Raw genomic sequence first — 17,153 nt, forward strand, 5'->3', positions numbered from 1 at the left:
AAAATTCAAATAATCTAAAATCTAAAAATTAAAAAATCATGGAAACAAAAATCTTATACACAGGAAAAACACACACAACTGGCGGTCGCGAAGGAGCATCACAAAGTTCAGATGATCAATTGAATATTAAATTAAGTTCTCCGGGGTCTTCACGTCCTGGTACAAATCCGGAACAGCTTTTTGCAGCGGGATGGTCAGCCTGTTTTATTGGCGCAATGGGAATCGCCGCTTCAAAACTAAATATTAAACTGCCTGCAGATACCGCAGTAGATGCTGAAGTAGATTTGGCTGTAACAGACGGAGCTTACTCCTTACAGGCTCGTTTAAATATAAGTCTGCCAGGTTTAGATAGTGAAACTGCAAGAAAATTAGCAGATGAAGCACATCAGACTTGTCCTTACTCTAAAGCTACAAGAGGGAATATTAAGGTTGAAATTAATATTCTTTAAATTTATACAGGTTAAAAGTTAAGGGTTAAAAGTTAGATGTTAGAAGTTATGACCCAGTTTAACGTCAAACTCTTAACCCCTTAACTCTTAACTTCTTAGTTAACGTCTAACATCTAACTTCTAACTTTAGAAAAAATGAAAAAAATAAAATTAATACCAGCATTCTTTATTGCAGTGATTCTTCTAATCGGAATAACTGCTTTTGGACAAAACAACCCTGAGAAAAAAGCAGTGAAAGGTTTTACCTTATTAGAATTATATACTTCTGAAGGCTGTTCGAGCTGTCCTCCCGCAGATGATTTGATGGGAAGGATTCAAAATGAATACAAAGATGACAATGTGTATGTTTTGGCATATCACGTCGATTACTGGGACAGACAGGGGTGGAAAGATGTTTTTAGTAATGCAGATTATACCAAAAGACAGTATGATTATGCCAAATTCCTTGGAAAAGAACCTATTTATACACCGCAGTTAATCATAAACGGAAAAGCAGATTATATCGCTTCGCAGGAAACGTTGGTTCGAAACGGAATCAAATCGGCGCTTTCAAAACCTGTTACAACTGATTTATCTTTAGAAGCCAGTCAGGCCAATAATAATCTTACCGTAAATTATAACATCGAAGGAACTTTTAAAAACAGTAGCTTATTAATTGCCATTGTTCAGAAAGCAGCTAAAACTAATGTAAAAAGAGGGGAGAATGCCAACCGCATTTTGTCACATTATCAAATTGTACATCATTTGCATTCAGTTGATTTAAAAGGCAAAAAAGGAACTGTATCGATTCATTTACCAAAAAGTTTTAATGAAAAAGAGTATGAAGTGATCGGTTTTGTGCAGGACAAAAATAATGGAAATATTTCAGGAGCAACAAGAGCTGCTTTTCAACAATCTTCTATCTTATGAAAACACTATTCTTAAGCTTAACCCGTTGCAGCAAAACGGAAAATGCAAAACGCAACAACACTATAAAGCGTCATAAAAACGATCTTCTTATAAAAGAAAACATCATGCAGTTAATGCAGGATAATAAAGCACTTTGGCTCTAAATCAAATTTTAAAAGGTATTGAAATCGGGATAAAAATATTTTGTTCCGATTTTTTCTGTCAGTAAAAAATCCTTTTTAAATATTCTATCTTTGACAAGCAAGATAAAAAACAGAAAAAAATTATGGAAAAAGTAAAAAGCTTTCAGGTTTCACAAAAAGTGATTTGGGGAAGTTCTATAGCACTTGCAATTCTTGCTTCAGTACCAAAATTATTTGATGCCGATTCAACAGCTTCAGATCTTGTAATCAATTCTTCGATTACCCTGATGTTTTCTATATTTATATGGTATTATAATATTTACAGCCTGCCTAAATTTTCTTCCCAGCGTACCAATAAAAGTTTATTTAACTGGAAACTTTTACTAAGTGTTATATTAGGAATTCTAATTATGATTATACTGGTAATTGGACATCAGGAACTTTTTCAGATCTCGAAAATGGATGCCCCAATTATGTTTGAATTAAGGGGAGTTTTAATCAATCTGATCGTTTATATGTTTCTGCATTTGCTTTTTCAAAACTATCAGACACAGCAAATGGGAATCGAATTAGAACGTACGCATGCCGTAAATCTGGGAGCACAATACGAATTATTGAAACAACAGGTCAATCCGCATTTTTTGTTTAATAGCCTGAATACATTAAAATCAATGGTAGAAATCCAGGATCCGCAAAGTGCTGATTTTATTCTGAAATTATCTGATTTTTATCGTTTTACCTTAGAAAGCAGAAAAATGGATTTGATTCCGCTTCGCGAAGAACTCCAGATTTTAGATTCGTATGTTTATTTGCTAAAAGCGCGTTTTGAAGACGGATTTGTTTTGAATAATAATGTTGATCAAAAACAATACGATTCGGCTATTCCGCCTTTTACTTTACAATTATTGATTGAAAACAGTATCAAACACAATGTTGTTTCTCTGGATAAACCGTTGGAAATAAAATTATATACTGAAAATGATTTCTTAGTAATTGAAAACCAGATTCAGCTTAAAAGAGGCGTGTTATCTACCGGAGTTGGTTTAGACAATATCAATCAGCGCTTTATGCATTTGGTTCACAAAGAAATTGAAATTGATAAAAATGAAACTACTTTTAAAGTAAAAATACCACTGATTTATGACTATCGTAGTAATTGAAGATGAAATAAAAACGGCCAAAGCACTTGGTCAGCTAATTTTGAGTATCAGGCCCGATGCTCAAATTTTGTCGTATATACAAAGCATAGACGGAGCCGTGAGTTATCTATTGGAAAATGATCAGCCCGATTTGATTTTTATGGATATTCAGCTGGCAGATGGTTTGTGTTTTGAGATTTTTAAAAATGTTGAGGTTCTGTCTCCTGTAATATTTTGTACAGCCTTTGATGATTATGCGATTGAAGCATTTAAGTCAAATGGAATCGATTATGTACTAAAACCTTTTTCAAGAGAAAGCATTGCACAGGCCATCAAAAAAGCAGGTGAATTGAAGAATTTCTTCCAAAGAAATAAAAAAATGATGCCGGATTTCGAGTATTTATTAACCCGAACGGGAGAGAATAAAGGAAAGAGCAGTTTTTTGGTTTTCAAAAACAATAAATACCAAACGGTTTTAACAGAGAACATTGCCTTGTTTTATATTAAAAATGAAACCCCAACGATTATGTGTTTTGATAAAACCGAATATCAAATTACACAATCCCTGGATGAGGTCCATAAACTGTTATCGCCAATACAATTCTTTAGAATGAACAGGCAATATTTGGTGAATTTTGCAGCAATAAGAGAAGCAGAACATTATTTCTCCCGTAAATTAATCATCAAATTGACCATTCCGACAGAAGAAAAATTATTGGTTGGAAAAGAGAAAGCTACTGCTTTTTTGAGTTGGTTAGAAAACAGATAACAGTACTTGGAATTTAACCGCAAAGCACGCAAAGTTTTTTTTGAGGTAGAGAGCGTTATAAAAACGCAAAGGTCGCAAAGCTAAATGTTACTTTGCGACCTTTGCGTAATTCCTTGCGTACTTTGCGGTTAAATTTTTTCAGCTTTTGTGGTTATGGAGATTTGTCCCGTATTTGTATTTTGAATAAAACCAATTATTTCGAAATCTTTTGAATTGAAATTGTCGGGTTGTACGATCTTTATGTTTCCTTCTTTTTTAGTTAGTTGAAAAGAATTAAGCTGTTTTACAATCTGAACATGCTGCAGTGTAGCACCTTGGTTTTCTCCGCGAAATACTTTTGAAATGGCTTGCTTCTGAATAGTAGCGACAACCAAATTAATATCTTTTTGAAGCAGATTAGTTGTGTAATTAATTTCTAAAGAATCGTTATTTGTTTTTGCTGTAAGGTTTAAATCTGCCGTTGTTTTGGTTTCCAGGGCATTTGAAACTTTTTCGTATAAAGCAGTTTCATTATAACCTGCAAATTCTGAAGTTCCGTTAATAATGAATTGTGGCGTATACATCACATACAAATTAAGCCAATTCTGGTATTTTTGTTGACGTTTTGTAAATTCATTCGAACTAAATTGATCCTTCCAGCCTAAACGATCCCAATAATCAACGTGATAAGCTAAGAGGTAAATGTTTTTGTCTCCGGCCTCACGTTGCAATTTTGCTAATAATTCATCAGCCGGAGGGCAGCTCGAACAGCCTTCAGAAGTAAAAAGTTCTACTATAGCAAAACCATTGTTATTTGCGGTTTCTAATTTTGCTTTTTCCGTTTTAAAATTCCCGGCTATTTCGCTTTCAGGAAACATAAAACAGTCTAAAAAAAAGAGGGAGGAAAGGGTTATAGCGAAGAAGATTAGAATACTATTTTTCATAATTTCTATTTTTAAAATTTGACATTCTGTTTATTTACTCAAAGGTAAAATCACAGTTGCTTTTTTTAAAACGAAAAAATGTCAAGTGTCCATATTGGTAGTTGAATAGTCCAATCTTTGGTGTAGAAAAAAGAATAAGCTGTATGTTGAATTTAACCGCAAGGATCGCAAAGGGTTTACGCAAAGTTCGCAAAGTTGATAAAGCTTTGCGAACTTTGCGTTTTTATTACGTCCTCTACTTCAAAAAAAACCTTGCGTACTTTGCGGTTAAATTTTTCACACTTTCGATGGAGATAATCCATATTGTTTTTTAAAGGCGAAGGAGAAATGAGAAAGATCTTCAAAACCCACTTCCAAATAAACTTCCGATGGGGTTTTTCCTTTTTCTTTTATAAGATAATAAGCTTGTTGTAATCTTTTTTGTAGTAACCATCGACTTGGCGAAATTTCAAAAATATGTTGGAAGTCACGTTTAAAAGTAGCCAGACTTCGACCAGTTAAATAAGCAAAACGATCTAATTGTACATTAAAATGAAAATTCTTTTTCATAAAAGCTTCCAAATCAATTTTACCAGGTTCATTAAAATCAAATAAAATGTCTTTGAGTTCCGGTTTGCATTGCAATAAAATATTTATGGCTTCATTTACTTTTAAAGCCTGAAGTTCTTCGGTAATTAATTGATCTTCGTTGATATAAGGAATCAGTGAATCCATTAAACTTTTAAGCAATGGAACTTCTTTTAATTGAAAAACAGTTTCTGTTTCAGGACTTTTAATTAAACTTGTTTTCTGATTGTGTTTTATAGAAAAATCGCGTAACGCCTCCTGATTCAGATAAATTGAAATGGACTGAAATGCGGTATTAGGATCGGGTTGTTTATTGAATTTTATAAGCTGATTCCTTTTGATAAAACGAAAATCGCCAGGCTTGAACACATATTCCTGATTCCCATTGTTTAAAGTAAGTATCCCCGAAATCTGAAAACTTAAAACATGTTCTGCCGCAAATTGCTCGCCTTCCCGATTTTGCGTATAATAGCAGGAATAAGCAATTGGTGATGTTTTTTGATTTATTTTGGAATCGTTCATATCACAAATTTATAAAAAAATGGACAGTAATCATGGATAACTGCCCATTGTAACACGTATTTAAATTATTGTTTTTTACCATTATTGGTATACCATTTTCCTTGTGCTGTATCAAAAAAACTTCCGGCATCATCATGGTCGGTAGATAAACTAACGTCGATCCATTTTTCCATTTCTTCTGTTCGGCTTTGATCAGCATTTTTTAAAATACCAATGGCTTCGCTTCCTAATACCAAATGCACTGGTGGATTTGGATGAGAAGCTAAATTTACCATTACTTTCGCTGCTTTTTCAGGATCTCCCACAGCAACAAATTTTCCTCCTTTGAAAAAATCAGTACGTTGTTTTACCGTTTCGTAGCCTTCAATTTCAGCTGCATACGACATAGAAGCGCCAGCCCAATCCGTACGGAAACCGCCTGGCTCAACGCTGGTTACCAAAATACCAAGCGGAGCAACTTCTTTAGCCAAAGCTTCAGTGAATCCGCTTAAACCAAATTTTGCTGCCTGATACATTGTTAGACCCGGATTACCAACACGTCCGCCAATAGAACTGATTTGTAAAATTCTTCCTGAACCCTGTTTACGCATATAAGGCAATACTGCACGGGTAATTTCAATTGGTGCATATAAATTGGTTTCCAACTGACTTCTAACTTGTTCATCGGTATATGCTTCAGCAGCACCAATGATTCCGAATCCGGCATTGTTTACCAATACATCTATTCTTCCAAAATGTGCTGCAGCTGTTTGAACGGCACTATACACTTGTTCGTAGTTAGTAACATCTAAAGCTAAGGGAAAGATCTGCTCTTTAAAACGTTCTTTCAAATCATTTAACTGACTAATATCGCGGGCTGTTGCTGCTACTTTATCACCGCTCTCTAAAACTGCTTCTGTAAGATCACGTCCTAATCCTCTTGAGCTTCCTGTAATAAACCATATTTTGTTCATTGTAATTGTATTTAATTGTTCGTGACAAAATTACATCAGAAGTAATATTTGTTATTTTGTTGAAAAGCTCAATTTTATGTGTTTAAAAGCTCAATAATAAAAACAAAAAAGCCTAAGAATAAATCTCAGGCTTTTAAATTCTTATTGCAATAAGTTTATTCTACAGTAGTTGCAATATATTGAACACTATATAATTTTCTGAACATGAAATAAGTCACACTTACCATTACAAAAGCAATGATAGCATCGGCCGTTGCAGAAAAACCTATTACTGCCAGTTTTGAAAAGAAAGCGAAGGTAATGTCAAAGAAAACACCAGCAAATACCCATTCTTTCAATCGTAATAATTTATTCGGAATTAATAGTACTATGACTCCGGCTACTTTGAATACACCAAGTAAATAAATAAAATGTTCCGGATAACCTAATTGTTGTGTAATTCCCCAAACAATTGGATTGGTTGTAAGTTCAAAAAAACCGCTGGCGCCAAACCATAAAGAAGTTAAAATAACACCTGTCCAATAAATAATTTTTGTTGTTTTTGCATTCATGATTTTAAATTTTTAAGTTGTTAAACAGGACAAATTTCTATCAGAAGCATCAAAAAAAATAGTGCTTTTTTGCCGAACCGGACAATTTTAGCTTCCAAATAGACAAACAATAAGTTCAACAGATTTTATAACTTTACAAAAGATTTATTCAGATTTTAAAATGGAAGCCAAAGAACTCTTACAACAACATATTGCCAAAATATCTTCATTGACAGATGAAGACTTCACTTATATTTTTTCTCATTTTAAACCACAATCTTTTAAAAAAGGACAGGTTATTATCGGTGAAGGAGATAAAGTTGATTGCGAATATTTTGTGATTTCGGGCTGTCTGAAAGCGTTCTTTATTAATGACGAAATCAAAATGTACATTTTGCAGTTTGCCATGCCAACCTGGTGGGCTTCTGATTATGCTGCTTTATACAACCAAACCCCGGCCACAATAAGTGTCGATTGCATCACAGATGCAGAGGTGCTTTGCCTTTCTAGTGAGGATCGCGAAAAACTTTGTAGCGAATTCCATCAATTAGAGCATTTTTTCCGCTGGCGAACCAATAGAGGTTATATCGCTTCTCAAAAAAGGCTTTTATCTTTTATGAATAACAATGTCAAAAAAAGATATGGAGAGTTATTGGCATTATATCCTCAATTATACAATCTTGTCCCAAAACATTTGATTGCCGCATATCTTGGAGTTTCCAGAGAAACCTTAAGCCGATTGCATAGCTCTTAAAATAAATTGTGATTTTATGTAGATAAAAATTTCACACAGATTTGGCAGATTTAAGCAGATTTAAAAAGATTTTTTTTTAACATTAGCACATAAATAATCTGCGCTAATCTGCTTAAATCTTTTTAAATCTGCGTGAAATAAAAAACACTTTGCGACTCAGCGCCCGATCGCTATCGGGATTGCGAGATTAAAAAGACAACGTATATAAAAACTAAAAATCCGCGTGAAATAAGCCTATTATAATCATGATTTAACCCCCAAATCAGAATGTGATCTACATCACGTAACCAATTTTGATAGTCGCCGTTCCTTTGTATTGTACTTTTAAATACAATAAAAATGGAAACAACAAATTTTAAAATCGTAAGCTCAAATAGCAACGTAGAATGGACTGGTAGAAAAGTTACCGGTGCTCATAATGGTACAATTGGTATCAAAGAAGGTAATTTCGTCTTTAATGATGGAATAATAAAAGAAGGTAATGTTGTCATCAACACTTCTTCAATTAAAATTCTGGATGTAACAGATCCGGCTACAAACGCGCAATTCGCGGGTCATCTTGCCTCAGATGATTTTTTCTCAATCGAAAAATTTCCTACTGCCTCTTTTGATATTCTTACTGTTAGAGAAGTATCAGACAGCACTTATTATCTTGAAGGTAATCTTACCATAAAAGATATTACACACGTTGTTGGTTTTGAAGCAACGGTTGAAAACAACAGAAATGCAATTACACTTTCAGGTAAACTGGTAATTGATCGTACTAAATACGACATCAGATTCCGTTCAGGGAATTTCTTCAAAGATTTAGGAGACACCTTAATTTACAATGACTTCGAACTAGATTTTAATATCACTGCCGAGGCCATATTTTCAGAACAATCTAAAAACTAAAGCCATGCCTTACGTAAAAATCGAATTGACCCGCGAAGGCGTAACTCGCGAGCAAAAACAGGAATTAATCAGCGGTATAACCAATCTGATTACAGAAGTATTAAACAAAGATCCGCACTTAACTCACGTAGTAATTCAGGAAATTGAATTAGACGATTGGGGTTACGCAGGAGAACAAGTATCAGTATTAAGAGAAAAAGGCATAACTGCCGATAAAAAATAAGTATCATGAAAAAACAAACAATAATCGTAACAGGTGCAGCATCTGGTATAGGAAAAGGAATCGCTAAATACTTTTTAGACAGAGGCGATAATGTAGTAATCAATTCAGTAACTCCAGCATCATTAGAAATTGCTTACAACGAATTTGGGGCAGGAGATAATCTGGCAATGTATGCCGGAGATATCAGCGATAAAAACACTGGAGAGCAACTGGTGAAAATTGCACTTGAGAAATTTGGTTCTGTTGATGTATTAGTGAACAATGCCGGAATATTTGACAGCAAACCCTTTTTAGAAGTTGATGAAGCCTATCTGGATAAATTTTTAACAACAAATCTTAAAGGAACTTATTTTACTACCCAAGCCGTTGTTCCTCAAATGTTGAAACAAAAAGATGGTGTTGTAATTAATATCGGAACGCCTTTGGTGAACCACGGATTAGGTGGGTGGCCAGCTTCGGCTCCGGTTGCAAGTAAAGGTGCAATTCATGCTTTAACCATTCAATTGGCTGCAGAATTTGGGAAACAAAACATTCGTTTTAATACTGTTGCTCCGGGCGTTATCAGAACTCCAATGCATGGTGATAAAGCCGATCAGAATGCAGGTCTGCATTTATTAAACAGAGTAGGAGAGATTGATGATGTTGCCGAAATGGTTTATACCGTAGCAAAAAGCACTTTCATTACCGGATCAATTATCAATGTTGATGGTGGGAAAGCAGCTGGTCACAACTTAAATTAATTTAAAAAAGAATAATAACTGCTTCAATGCTTTGTAGCAATATAAAGTGTTGAAGCATAAATAATAAGAAAAATGAAAAATATAATGAAATCAGTATTTATTGCTCTTTTTGCAATAAGTAATCTTGCGGTTATTGCGCAGGAGAACAAAAAAACAAAAGTATTGTTTGTTTTAACTTCACACAATAAATTAGGTGACACTGGGGAATTAACCGGTTCATGGATTGAAGAATTTGCAACACCTTATTTTTACTTTTTAGATAAAGGAATTGAAGTCGTAATTGCTACTCCAAATGGTGGACAGGCTCCGATTGATCCCAAAAGTAATGATCCGTCATTTCAAACTCCGGCAACTAAACGCTTTTATGCAGATCAAAAGGCACAAAATGCATTGGCAAGTACAGTGAAAATTACCAGTGTAAAACAAAAGGATTTCAAAGCAGTCTTCTACCCGGGAGGTCACGGTCCAATGTGGGATTTGGCTACTGATAAAAATTCGATAAAACTTATTCAGGATTTTTACAATAATAGCAAACCAATCGCTTTTGTATGTCATGCACCTGCAGCTTTGGTAAATGTTAAAGACAAAAGCGGAAAATATCTGATAGCCGGAAAAAAAGTAACAGGTTTTACTAACACTGAAGAGGCAGCTGTCGGATTAACCAAAGTGGTTCCTTTTTTACTGGAAGATAAATTAAAAGAACGTGGAGGTAAATATTCTCAGGGTTCTGATTGGGGTTCTTATGTAGTAGAAGATGGCTTATTATTGACAGGTCAAAATCCACAATCTTCTGAAGAAGTAGCTACTAAATTATTATCAAAAATAAAATAAGTAATGATTTGGTATGGTTTGAAAAACAGCTGTACCAAATCTTTTTTTAATATTTAAATAGATTCGTTATGAGATATAAAGTATTCTTTAATAGTATCTTAGCACTATCTTTTATTTTTGCTAACCTAAGTGCTGCACAAGGACTAAGTACTAAACAATTTAATTTTATAAATCCGGAAAATATAGTCTGGAATTCATTTCCAGCTTTTCCTGAAAAAGTAAAACTGGCCATTTTAGTGGGTAATCCAACTAAAACAGAACCCTTTATTGTTCGGGTAAAAGTACCCAACGGCGAAAAGATAATGCCACATCTACATCCTGAAGACAGGATTTATACGGTAGTTTCAGGTATCTTTTATATCGGAATAGGCGACAAGTATGATGAAAATAATTTAAAAGCCTATCCGCCTGGTTCAGTAGTGGTATTACCGGGAAATACTCCTCATTTTCATCTTGCTAAATCGGGCGAATATATTACTCAGGTATATGCCATAGGTCCTCTTGGTTTAGACTATCTGGATAAGCAATTTGATCCGAGAATAAAATCTAAATAATACTATTTAAGTGATGTAGATCACGTACTCTTCTCGCTGTTTCTCTTGAAATTTGTAGTGTAATTATAAACTTAAAAATCATGAAACTGCAAAAATCAAAATTGTTAATATCAAAAGTAATTTTAGTAATCGCTTTAATGCTCTATAATGTACAGGGTATAAAAGCACAAAACAATAACACAATGAAAAATCATAATTCAGACACAGAGGCAATCACAGATGCGATAGAAAATTATTATTTTAAAGGCATTTATGAAGGAGATGCCATACTGTTGGAAAGTATTTTTTATCCAGGAACATTAGTTTATGGAGATGTAAACGGGCAGCCGTACTTTAAAACAGCCGATCTTTATTTGAATGGTGTGAAAAACAGACAAAGTCCGAAAGATTCAGGCAAACCTTTTAAAGGCGAAATTCTGAATATAAAAGTCGTAAATTCAATTGCGATGGCGGAGATTAATTTAAAAATGTACGAGTTTAATTATCGGGATTTTTTATCTTTCCATAAGATTAATGGCAAATGGTATATTGTCAATAAAATGCTGACCAATGTAAGTGAATAACTTTAAAAGTAAAGTCATGTGGTACAATACAAAAGCAACAGAATTACTTGGAATTCAATACCCAATATTACAAGGACCATTTGGAGGTAATCTATCCTCTGTAGCCTTAACCGCAGCCGTTTCAAATGCTGGCGGACTTGGCGGTTATGGTGCCTATACAATGACACCTCAGGAAATTTTTGAGGTTGATAAACAAATAAAAGCCGCAACTGATAAACCGTATAACATTAATCTTTGGGTTTCTGATCATGATATTCCTGAAGGTGGTTTAACAGATGAACAATTCAATAAAGCAAAGGAATTATTTAAACCTTATTTTGATGAAGCAGGAATTCCGTTACCGGAAAAACCAGCTTCCTTTCAATCCAGATTCGAAAATCAGTTGGACGTTATTTTAGATGTTCGCCCAAAAGTATTCAGTTTTATGTTTGGTGCATTACCGGCTGATGTTTTAGAACAATGCCGAAAATTCGGTATTGTAACAGTTGGAGCAGCAACAACTGTTGACGAAGCCATTTTTTTAGAAAATTCAGGTGTTGATATGATTATCGCATCCGGTTTTGAAGCTGGCGGACACCGACCTTCCTTTTTAGCTTCGGCAGAAAGCTCTTTAAACGGAACTTTTGTTTTGTTGCAGTTAATTCGGGAGAAAGTAAAAATTCCGGTTATTGCAGCTGGCGGAATTGCAAATGGAAAAGGAGTCGCAGCGGCATTAGCTTTGGGAGCAAGTGCAGCGCAAATCGGGACTGCTTTTCTGGCTGTTGACGAATCGAATGCATTACCAATCCATAAACAAATGTTGTTCTCAGATGCAGCGAAATATTCTACTTTATCACGCGCCTATACAGGAAGATTGGGACGTGGATTAACGAGCAGAATTGCTAAAGAAATTATGGGAAAAGAAAGTGATATTTTGCCATTTCCATTACAAACTACTTTCATGTCTCCTTTGCGTAAAGCAGCCCTGGATCAGGAAAAATGGGATATGATTTTATTTTGGGGAGGACAAATTGCACCCATTTTAAAACATACTAAAGCCACTGAATTGATGCATTCCTTAATTGAAGAAACAACGGCTTATTTTGATAATTTAAAGGCGTAACCGAAATTCATTTTTAAATTATAGTTAAAAAGTTTTGAAATAAAGACCGCTCGGTCTATATTTGCAACTTAGAATTTGGAAATCATGAGTAAAGCAGAACGAACCAGACAATTTATAATTGAAACGTCGGCACCTCTTATTAATAAGAAAGGCATGGCGGGTACTTCTTTGAGTGATATAATGGAAGCTACAAAGTTGGCTAAAGGTGGTATCTATGGTAATTTTGAAAATAAAGAGGAAATCTGTATGGAGTCTTTTTTATATCTAAGGACACAATTAGCTTCCAAATTAGATATAGCTGTTTCTAAAGGTAAATCTGCTAAAGAGAAGCTTTTTAATTTGCTGGATGTTTATGGCAATGACAAAAATATGGTAGAAGGTTGTCCGATTTTGAATTTTGGAACAGAAGCCGATGACACAAATCCAATTATGAGAGAACAGGTAAAAAAAGCAATTCTTTCTGCTCAGAAAAGATTTTTCAACATAGTTGAAGACGGTATTCAGAATAAGGAATTGTCGTCAGAAATAAATCCGGAACATTTTAGTATCAGGACTTTCGCCATGATAGAAGGCGCTGTTTTGTGCCGAAAAATATTTGGAAACAATAATCAAATGAATATCGTTTTGGACAGCATCAAAAATGAATTTGAAAGATATGTTTTATAACATATTTTTTTTAAATAATTTTAGACCGATTGGTCTATTTTAATAATAGATAATTTTTACAAAATGAGAAATTTACAAGAAAACCATAAAGGTTTCAGCACCCTTTTAGCCCTGGCACTTATACCGCTATCCGGATTTGCAACAGATATTTATTTACCGTCGCTTCCTGCCATGGCAAAAGACTTAAATGTAACAGCTGGCGCCATTCAGCTTTCGTTAGTCTTTTTCATGTTCAGTTTAGGTGTAAGCCAGATTTTTATAGGTAGTATTTTAGATAGTTTTGGGCGTTTTAAAATCAGCATTGCCTCATTGGCTGTCTTTTCATTGACAAGTTTTGTTATTGCTTTTGTGCCTAATATTTATGTTATATACGCCATGCGTATCATTCAGGGAATTGCAATTGCCTTTATTGTAGTCTCGAAACGTGCTTACTTTGTCGATCTGTATTCAGGTGACAAATTAAAAAGCTATATCAGTTTATTTTCGATCATTTGGGCCTGCGCGCCAATTATGGCTCCGTTTTTAGGAGGTTATCTGCAAAATCTTTTTGGCTGGAGATCTAATTTTTATTTCCTTGGTGGATTATCATTACTTTTTCTGGTTTTGGAACTTTTTTATAGTGGAGAATCGTTAAAATATTTTCATCCGTTTAAATTAAAATCTATTGCGCAAACTTATTCAGGTATGCTAAAAACAGCCGATTTTACATTAGGAATCGTAATCCTCGGTATTTGTTTTGGTTTAGTGGTAATCTATAATTTGGTTAGCCCTTTTATTATAGAACGCGTATTTGGGTATTCTGCTATTACAACGGGTTATAGTTCTTTATTGTCCGGTTTGTCTGTGATGACAGGCGGTATCATTGCGAAATCTCTTATTCATAAACCTTTGGCAAAAAAAGTATCAATTGCGGTTTCTGTACAACTTACGTTAGTTTTACTAATGATATTTACGGCACAGTTTGAAAGCAATATCTATACAGTAATTGGTTTTACAATGGGGTTGAATGTCTGTGGGGGTTTTATCTTTAATGTTATTTACGGATACTGTTTAAGTCGTTTTTCAAAAAATGCAGGTATAGCAAGTGGACTTACAGGTGGTGCTACTTATATGGTCAGCTCAGTCTTCAGCTATGGATTTGTTAATTTATATGCCGTTAAAAGTCAAGTATTGCTTGGGACAGCAAACATTTCGTTACTATTTATTATGGGTTTTATTTTTATAGTCTTTAATAGATATAGATCGAGAAGTGCTGTAGCAGCGACAGTTAGAGCATAAATAGTGAAAGAGCTTGCTTAAACAGGCTCTTTTTTATTCAATAAAATATGTTTAATACACAATTTAAATAGTGTTCTCACGAAATTTTTGATCAAAATTTATTTAAAAAAATAACAAGTTACTGTTGATATATTTAGAAATATATTGTTCTTTTGCGCTTTAATTTAGAATCAGTTTAAATAAATATAAAGCATGAAAGCAGTATTACTCTTAATTTTCGATTTTATAAAATCTTCCAATAAAAAAATAGCAGGTTTACAAGGAACATCAGCACCAGTATTGCTGATGTTTTTATTATTTAATGCTGGATTTGTTCAGGCTCAGACAGCATCTGCGGGATCAATTTCAGGTAGCGTAATTACAAATGACGGAAATGCCAGTCAGGGTGTAATTGTGAAATTAATAGAAACAAATAAAAATGCAGTGACCAATTCGGCCGGTAATTTTGAGTTTAAAAAAGTTCCTTTTGGAAAATATACTTTAGAAGTTACGATGTCCGGTTACGAATCTTCAACCGAAACTATTGAGATTACTGAGCAAAATCCATCAGTTTCAATTGATATCAAAGTAAATTCATCTGTTCAAAATCTGGAAGATGTTGTAATCCGCACAGGAGGAAATCGTTTTGCTAAAAAAGAGAGTATTGATGTGGCTAAAATGCCTTTAAAAAACATCGAAAACTCACAAGTTTATATCGTTGTAAGTAAGGAATTAATGAAAGAGCAGGTCGTAACAGACTATAATAGTGCTTTTAAAAATGTTCCCGGAGCCGGTATTGCCGAAGTAAGAAACCAGGGACGTACTACTTCAATTTCTAGAGGTTTTCCAACTCCACAGGTGGTTAGAAACGGTGTTGGAAGTTTTACCTACACTACAATTGACCCTTCAAACTTAGAGCGTATCGAGGTTATCAAAGGGCCATCTGCAACCCTTTTCGGAAGTACATTATCATCATTTGGCGGATTATTTAATCGTGTTACCAAAAAACCTTTTGATACCTTTAAAGGTGAAGTTTCCTATTCTGCTGCAAGTTGGGATTTGAACCGACTGACATTTGATATTAATACACCACTAAATGAGGACAAAACAGCTTTGTTTAGAATCAACACGGCTTTGCATAGCGAAAGAAGTTTTCAGGATGCAGGATTCAATAAAAACTTTTCAATTGCACCAAGTTTCTCCTACGAAATCAATGATAGATTAACTCTTTTAATTGATGCCGAATTTAGTATGTACAAAGCAACTTCGCCAACCAGACTGGCACCGTTTGTAGTTGCAAATACACAAAGCAGTATTGAGGAACTTGATATTCCTTATAAATTATCCTTTGCTAATAACACCATCAATTACACGAGTCAGCAATACAATATTTTTGCACAGTTACTGTATAAAATATCTGATGAATGGACGTCTCAAACTATTTTGTCGAGAACAAGATCATCCTCTGATGGTTATGTTGTGGCTTTGCAAATGAGATCGCCTACAACATTGAGACAACAGGTAACCTATCAGGAATCACCATTTTACGGAACGGATATTCAGCAAAATTTTATCGGAAAATTTAATATTGGCAAGCTAAAAAACAGAGTAGTAGCCGGTTTCGATTTTTACAGTCTGCGCGCTACCAGAAACGATGCAATAGTTAATATGCCTGCAATGGATTATAAGAAGCCAGGTGCAGCTTATGATAACTTTAATGTCCAAAAGGTGGAACCAATGTTTGCGAATGCCACTTTTACAAATTATGTGTCTAACGATGAAGATACTTACAGCGCTTATGTTTCTGATGTTTTAAATGTAACCGATAAATTATTAGTCATGGGGGGGGTTCGTATTGATAAATATGAGAATCACGGTACTTATTATCCTAGCAAAGATTCGATTGCAGGAAACTACAATCAGACAGCAGTATCTCCAAAATTTGGTGTAGTTTACCAAATTGTGAAAGATAAAGTTGCTGCTTTTGGTAATTACATGAATGGTTTTAGTAACGTTTCAGGTTCTGATTTTGATGGGAATACTTTCAAACCAAATCAGGCCAATCAATGGGAAGGTGGTTTTAAATTCGATCTTAATAAAATATCAGCAACTTTAAGTTATTATGATATTGCTGTGACAAACATAACACGTGATGATCCGGATCATGCTAATTTTTCAATTCAGGATGGAACGCAGGTGAGTAAAGGTTTTGAGGCCGAATTGATTGCCAATCCAATTTCAGGATTAAATATTGTGGCAGGTTATACTTATAATGACAGTAAGTATGAAAAGAGTAATGCGAGTGTTCAGGGGCTAAGGCCGACTACCGCGGGATCGCCGAGAACGGCTAATTTATGGGCAAGTTACAGATTGGTTACAGGTCGCGCACAAGGTTTAGGAATTGGTTTTGGAGGTATCTACGGAAGTGAATATTATCAGACGAACACAACAACTTTCAAATTCTCAATTCCATCTTACACAGTTTTAGATGCATCTCTTTTTTACGATCAGCCAAAATATAGAATTGGTCTTAAAATTGACAACTTAACTAATGAAAAATACTGGTCATACAGGCTTGCAGCCCAAAATCCAACCCGTGTTACTGCAAATGTGACATTTAAGTTTTAGGCTTCTTTATAGCTGTTAAGGCTATTTCAGAATACATAAAAGGGATTAATTCATTACC

The 17,153-nt window shown here is 34.4% G+C and carries 20 protein-coding genes; 16 read left to right on the forward strand and 4 right to left on the reverse strand.

Annotation, left to right across the window (positions count from 1 at the left end; translation table 11 throughout):
- Positions 1-38 precede the first annotated feature (38 nt).
- From AC6CH4_RS11885 to AC6CH4_RS11905, 5 genes are all read left to right on the forward strand, one after another.
- A complete protein-coding gene (locus tag AC6CH4_RS11885) occupies positions 39-449 on the forward strand; it encodes an organic hydroperoxide resistance protein (protein WP_498103237.1) in 411 nt (136 codons plus the stop codon).
- Positions 450-584: 135 nt separating this feature from the next.
- Entirely contained in the window at positions 585-1,358 is a 774-nt protein-coding gene (locus AC6CH4_RS11890) for a DUF1223 domain-containing protein (protein WP_498103239.1), read from the forward strand.
- Entirely contained in the window at positions 1,355-1,501 is a 147-nt protein-coding gene (locus tag AC6CH4_RS11895; RefSeq protein ID WP_498103241.1) for a hypothetical protein, read from the forward strand. The genes AC6CH4_RS11890 and AC6CH4_RS11895 overlap by 4 nt, the downstream gene beginning before the upstream one ends.
- 122 nt (positions 1,502-1,623) lie before the next feature.
- Entirely contained in the window at positions 1,624-2,640 is a 1,017-nt protein-coding gene (locus tag AC6CH4_RS11900; RefSeq protein WP_498103243.1) for a sensor histidine kinase, read from the forward strand.
- Positions 2,621-3,388 (forward strand): LytR/AlgR family response regulator transcription factor, encoded by a 768-nt coding sequence (locus tag AC6CH4_RS11905; RefSeq protein ID WP_498103245.1) that lies wholly within the window; start codon positions 2,621-2,623, stop codon positions 3,386-3,388. The genes AC6CH4_RS11900 and AC6CH4_RS11905 overlap by 20 nt, the downstream gene beginning before the upstream one ends.
- 128 nt (positions 3,389-3,516) lie before the next feature.
- Here the strand turns inward: AC6CH4_RS11905 and AC6CH4_RS11910 are convergent, their stop codons facing one another.
- The 4 genes from AC6CH4_RS11910 to AC6CH4_RS11925 form a co-directional block, all read right to left on the reverse strand.
- Positions 3,517-4,311 carry a DUF1223 domain-containing protein gene (locus tag AC6CH4_RS11910; RefSeq protein WP_498103247.1) on the reverse strand — a complete coding sequence of 265 codons (795 nt, stop codon included), beginning with the start codon at positions 4,309-4,311 and terminating at the stop codon, positions 3,517-3,519.
- A gap of 276 nt (positions 4,312-4,587) precedes the next feature.
- Positions 4,588-5,400, reverse strand: coding sequence for a helix-turn-helix domain-containing protein (locus AC6CH4_RS11915; RefSeq protein ID WP_498103249.1), 813 nt, complete (start codon positions 5,398-5,400; stop codon positions 4,588-4,590).
- A 65-nt stretch (positions 5,401-5,465) separates the two neighbouring features.
- On the reverse strand, positions 5,466-6,353 hold the full coding sequence (locus tag AC6CH4_RS11920) for an oxidoreductase (RefSeq protein ID WP_498103251.1): 888 nt from the start codon (positions 6,351-6,353) through the stop codon (positions 5,466-5,468).
- Positions 6,354-6,508: 155 nt separating this feature from the next.
- Positions 6,509-6,904 (reverse strand): DoxX family protein, encoded by a 396-nt coding sequence (locus AC6CH4_RS11925; protein ID WP_498103253.1) that lies wholly within the window; start codon positions 6,902-6,904, stop codon positions 6,509-6,511.
- Positions 6,905-7,064: 160 nt separating this feature from the next.
- Here AC6CH4_RS11925 and AC6CH4_RS11930 point away from each other — a divergent pair, with 160 nt between their 5' ends.
- The 11 genes from AC6CH4_RS11930 to AC6CH4_RS11980 all read left to right on the forward strand — a co-directional run bounded on the left by AC6CH4_RS11930 (position 7,065) and on the right by AC6CH4_RS11980 (position 17,095).
- On the forward strand, positions 7,065-7,637 hold the full coding sequence (locus AC6CH4_RS11930; protein WP_498103255.1) for a Crp/Fnr family transcriptional regulator: 573 nt from the start codon (positions 7,065-7,067) through the stop codon (positions 7,635-7,637).
- Between the two features lie 339 nt (positions 7,638-7,976).
- Entirely contained in the window at positions 7,977-8,531 is a 555-nt protein-coding gene (locus tag AC6CH4_RS11935) for a YceI family protein (RefSeq protein ID WP_498103257.1), read from the forward strand.
- Between the two features lie 4 nt (positions 8,532-8,535).
- Positions 8,536-8,754 carry a tautomerase family protein gene (locus AC6CH4_RS11940; RefSeq protein WP_140506601.1) on the forward strand — a complete coding sequence of 73 codons (219 nt, stop codon included), beginning with the start codon at positions 8,536-8,538 and terminating at the stop codon, positions 8,752-8,754.
- A gap of 5 nt (positions 8,755-8,759) precedes the next feature.
- Positions 8,760-9,494 (forward strand): SDR family NAD(P)-dependent oxidoreductase, encoded by a 735-nt coding sequence (locus AC6CH4_RS11945; RefSeq protein ID WP_498103259.1) that lies wholly within the window; start codon positions 8,760-8,762, stop codon positions 9,492-9,494.
- A 72-nt stretch (positions 9,495-9,566) separates the two neighbouring features.
- Complete coding sequence (locus AC6CH4_RS11950) at positions 9,567-10,325, forward strand: type 1 glutamine amidotransferase domain-containing protein (RefSeq protein WP_498103261.1); 759 nt, start codon at positions 9,567-9,569, stop codon at positions 10,323-10,325.
- 68 nt (positions 10,326-10,393) lie between these two features.
- Positions 10,394-10,879, forward strand: coding sequence for a cupin domain-containing protein (locus AC6CH4_RS11955; RefSeq protein WP_498103263.1), 486 nt, complete (start codon positions 10,394-10,396; stop codon positions 10,877-10,879).
- Positions 10,880-10,959: 80 nt separating this feature from the next.
- Positions 10,960-11,442 (forward strand): nuclear transport factor 2 family protein, encoded by a 483-nt coding sequence (locus AC6CH4_RS11960; RefSeq protein ID WP_498103265.1) that lies wholly within the window; start codon positions 10,960-10,962, stop codon positions 11,440-11,442.
- Between the two features lie 16 nt (positions 11,443-11,458).
- Positions 11,459-12,544, forward strand: a complete 1,086-nt coding sequence (locus tag AC6CH4_RS11965; RefSeq protein WP_498103267.1) for an NAD(P)H-dependent flavin oxidoreductase — start codon at positions 11,459-11,461, stop codon at positions 12,542-12,544.
- Positions 12,545-12,628: 84 nt separating this feature from the next.
- Positions 12,629-13,210, forward strand: coding sequence for a TetR/AcrR family transcriptional regulator (locus tag AC6CH4_RS11970; RefSeq protein ID WP_498103269.1), 582 nt, complete (start codon positions 12,629-12,631; stop codon positions 13,208-13,210).
- A 63-nt stretch (positions 13,211-13,273) separates the two neighbouring features.
- The gene (locus tag AC6CH4_RS11975) at positions 13,274-14,488 is read left to right on the forward strand and encodes an MFS transporter (RefSeq protein WP_498103271.1); all 1,215 of its coding nucleotides are present in this window, start codon (positions 13,274-13,276) and stop codon (positions 14,486-14,488) included.
- Positions 14,489-14,680: 192 nt separating this feature from the next.
- Entirely contained in the window at positions 14,681-17,095 is a 2,415-nt protein-coding gene (locus AC6CH4_RS11980; RefSeq protein WP_498103273.1) for a TonB-dependent siderophore receptor, read from the forward strand.
- Positions 17,096-17,153: the final 58 nt, after the last annotated feature.

Source organism: Flavobacterium sp. GQ95 (assembly GCF_059758655.1).

What these genes read in the sequence shown, in the direction of transcription:
- AC6CH4_RS11885 (WP_498103237.1), top strand. Translation starts at nt 39, where the DNA reads ATGGAAACAAAAATCTTATACACAGGAAAAACACACACAACTGGCGGT.
- AC6CH4_RS11890 (WP_498103239.1), top strand. Translation starts at nt 585, where the DNA reads ATGAAAAAAATAAAATTAATACCAGCATTCTTTATTGCAGTGATTCTT.
- AC6CH4_RS11895 (WP_498103241.1), top strand. Translation starts at nt 1,355, where the DNA reads ATGAAAACACTATTCTTAAGCTTAACCCGTTGCAGCAAAACGGAAAAT.
- AC6CH4_RS11900 (WP_498103243.1), top strand. Translation starts at nt 1,624, where the DNA reads ATGGAAAAAGTAAAAAGCTTTCAGGTTTCACAAAAAGTGATTTGGGGA.
- AC6CH4_RS11905 (WP_498103245.1), top strand. Translation starts at nt 2,621, where the DNA reads ATGACTATCGTAGTAATTGAAGATGAAATAAAAACGGCCAAAGCACTT.
- AC6CH4_RS11910 (WP_498103247.1), bottom strand. Translation starts at nt 4,311, where the DNA reads ATGAAAAATAGTATTCTAATCTTCTTCGCTATAACCCTTTCCTCCCTC.
- AC6CH4_RS11915 (WP_498103249.1), bottom strand. Translation starts at nt 5,400, where the DNA reads ATGAACGATTCCAAAATAAATCAAAAAACATCACCAATTGCTTATTCC.
- AC6CH4_RS11920 (WP_498103251.1), bottom strand. Translation starts at nt 6,353, where the DNA reads ATGAACAAAATATGGTTTATTACAGGAAGCTCAAGAGGATTAGGACGT.
- AC6CH4_RS11925 (WP_498103253.1), bottom strand. Translation starts at nt 6,904, where the DNA reads ATGAATGCAAAAACAACAAAAATTATTTATTGGACAGGTGTTATTTTA.
- AC6CH4_RS11930 (WP_498103255.1), top strand. Translation starts at nt 7,065, where the DNA reads ATGGAAGCCAAAGAACTCTTACAACAACATATTGCCAAAATATCTTCA.
- AC6CH4_RS11935 (WP_498103257.1), top strand. Translation starts at nt 7,977, where the DNA reads ATGGAAACAACAAATTTTAAAATCGTAAGCTCAAATAGCAACGTAGAA.
- AC6CH4_RS11940 (WP_140506601.1), top strand. Translation starts at nt 8,536, where the DNA reads ATGCCTTACGTAAAAATCGAATTGACCCGCGAAGGCGTAACTCGCGAG.
- AC6CH4_RS11945 (WP_498103259.1), top strand. Translation starts at nt 8,760, where the DNA reads ATGAAAAAACAAACAATAATCGTAACAGGTGCAGCATCTGGTATAGGA.
- AC6CH4_RS11950 (WP_498103261.1), top strand. Translation starts at nt 9,567, where the DNA reads ATGAAAAATATAATGAAATCAGTATTTATTGCTCTTTTTGCAATAAGT.
- AC6CH4_RS11955 (WP_498103263.1), top strand. Translation starts at nt 10,394, where the DNA reads ATGAGATATAAAGTATTCTTTAATAGTATCTTAGCACTATCTTTTATT.
- AC6CH4_RS11960 (WP_498103265.1), top strand. Translation starts at nt 10,960, where the DNA reads ATGAAACTGCAAAAATCAAAATTGTTAATATCAAAAGTAATTTTAGTA.
- AC6CH4_RS11965 (WP_498103267.1), top strand. Translation starts at nt 11,459, where the DNA reads ATGTGGTACAATACAAAAGCAACAGAATTACTTGGAATTCAATACCCA.
- AC6CH4_RS11970 (WP_498103269.1), top strand. Translation starts at nt 12,629, where the DNA reads ATGAGTAAAGCAGAACGAACCAGACAATTTATAATTGAAACGTCGGCA.
- AC6CH4_RS11975 (WP_498103271.1), top strand. Translation starts at nt 13,274, where the DNA reads ATGAGAAATTTACAAGAAAACCATAAAGGTTTCAGCACCCTTTTAGCC.
- AC6CH4_RS11980 (WP_498103273.1), top strand. Translation starts at nt 14,681, where the DNA reads ATGAAAGCAGTATTACTCTTAATTTTCGATTTTATAAAATCTTCCAAT.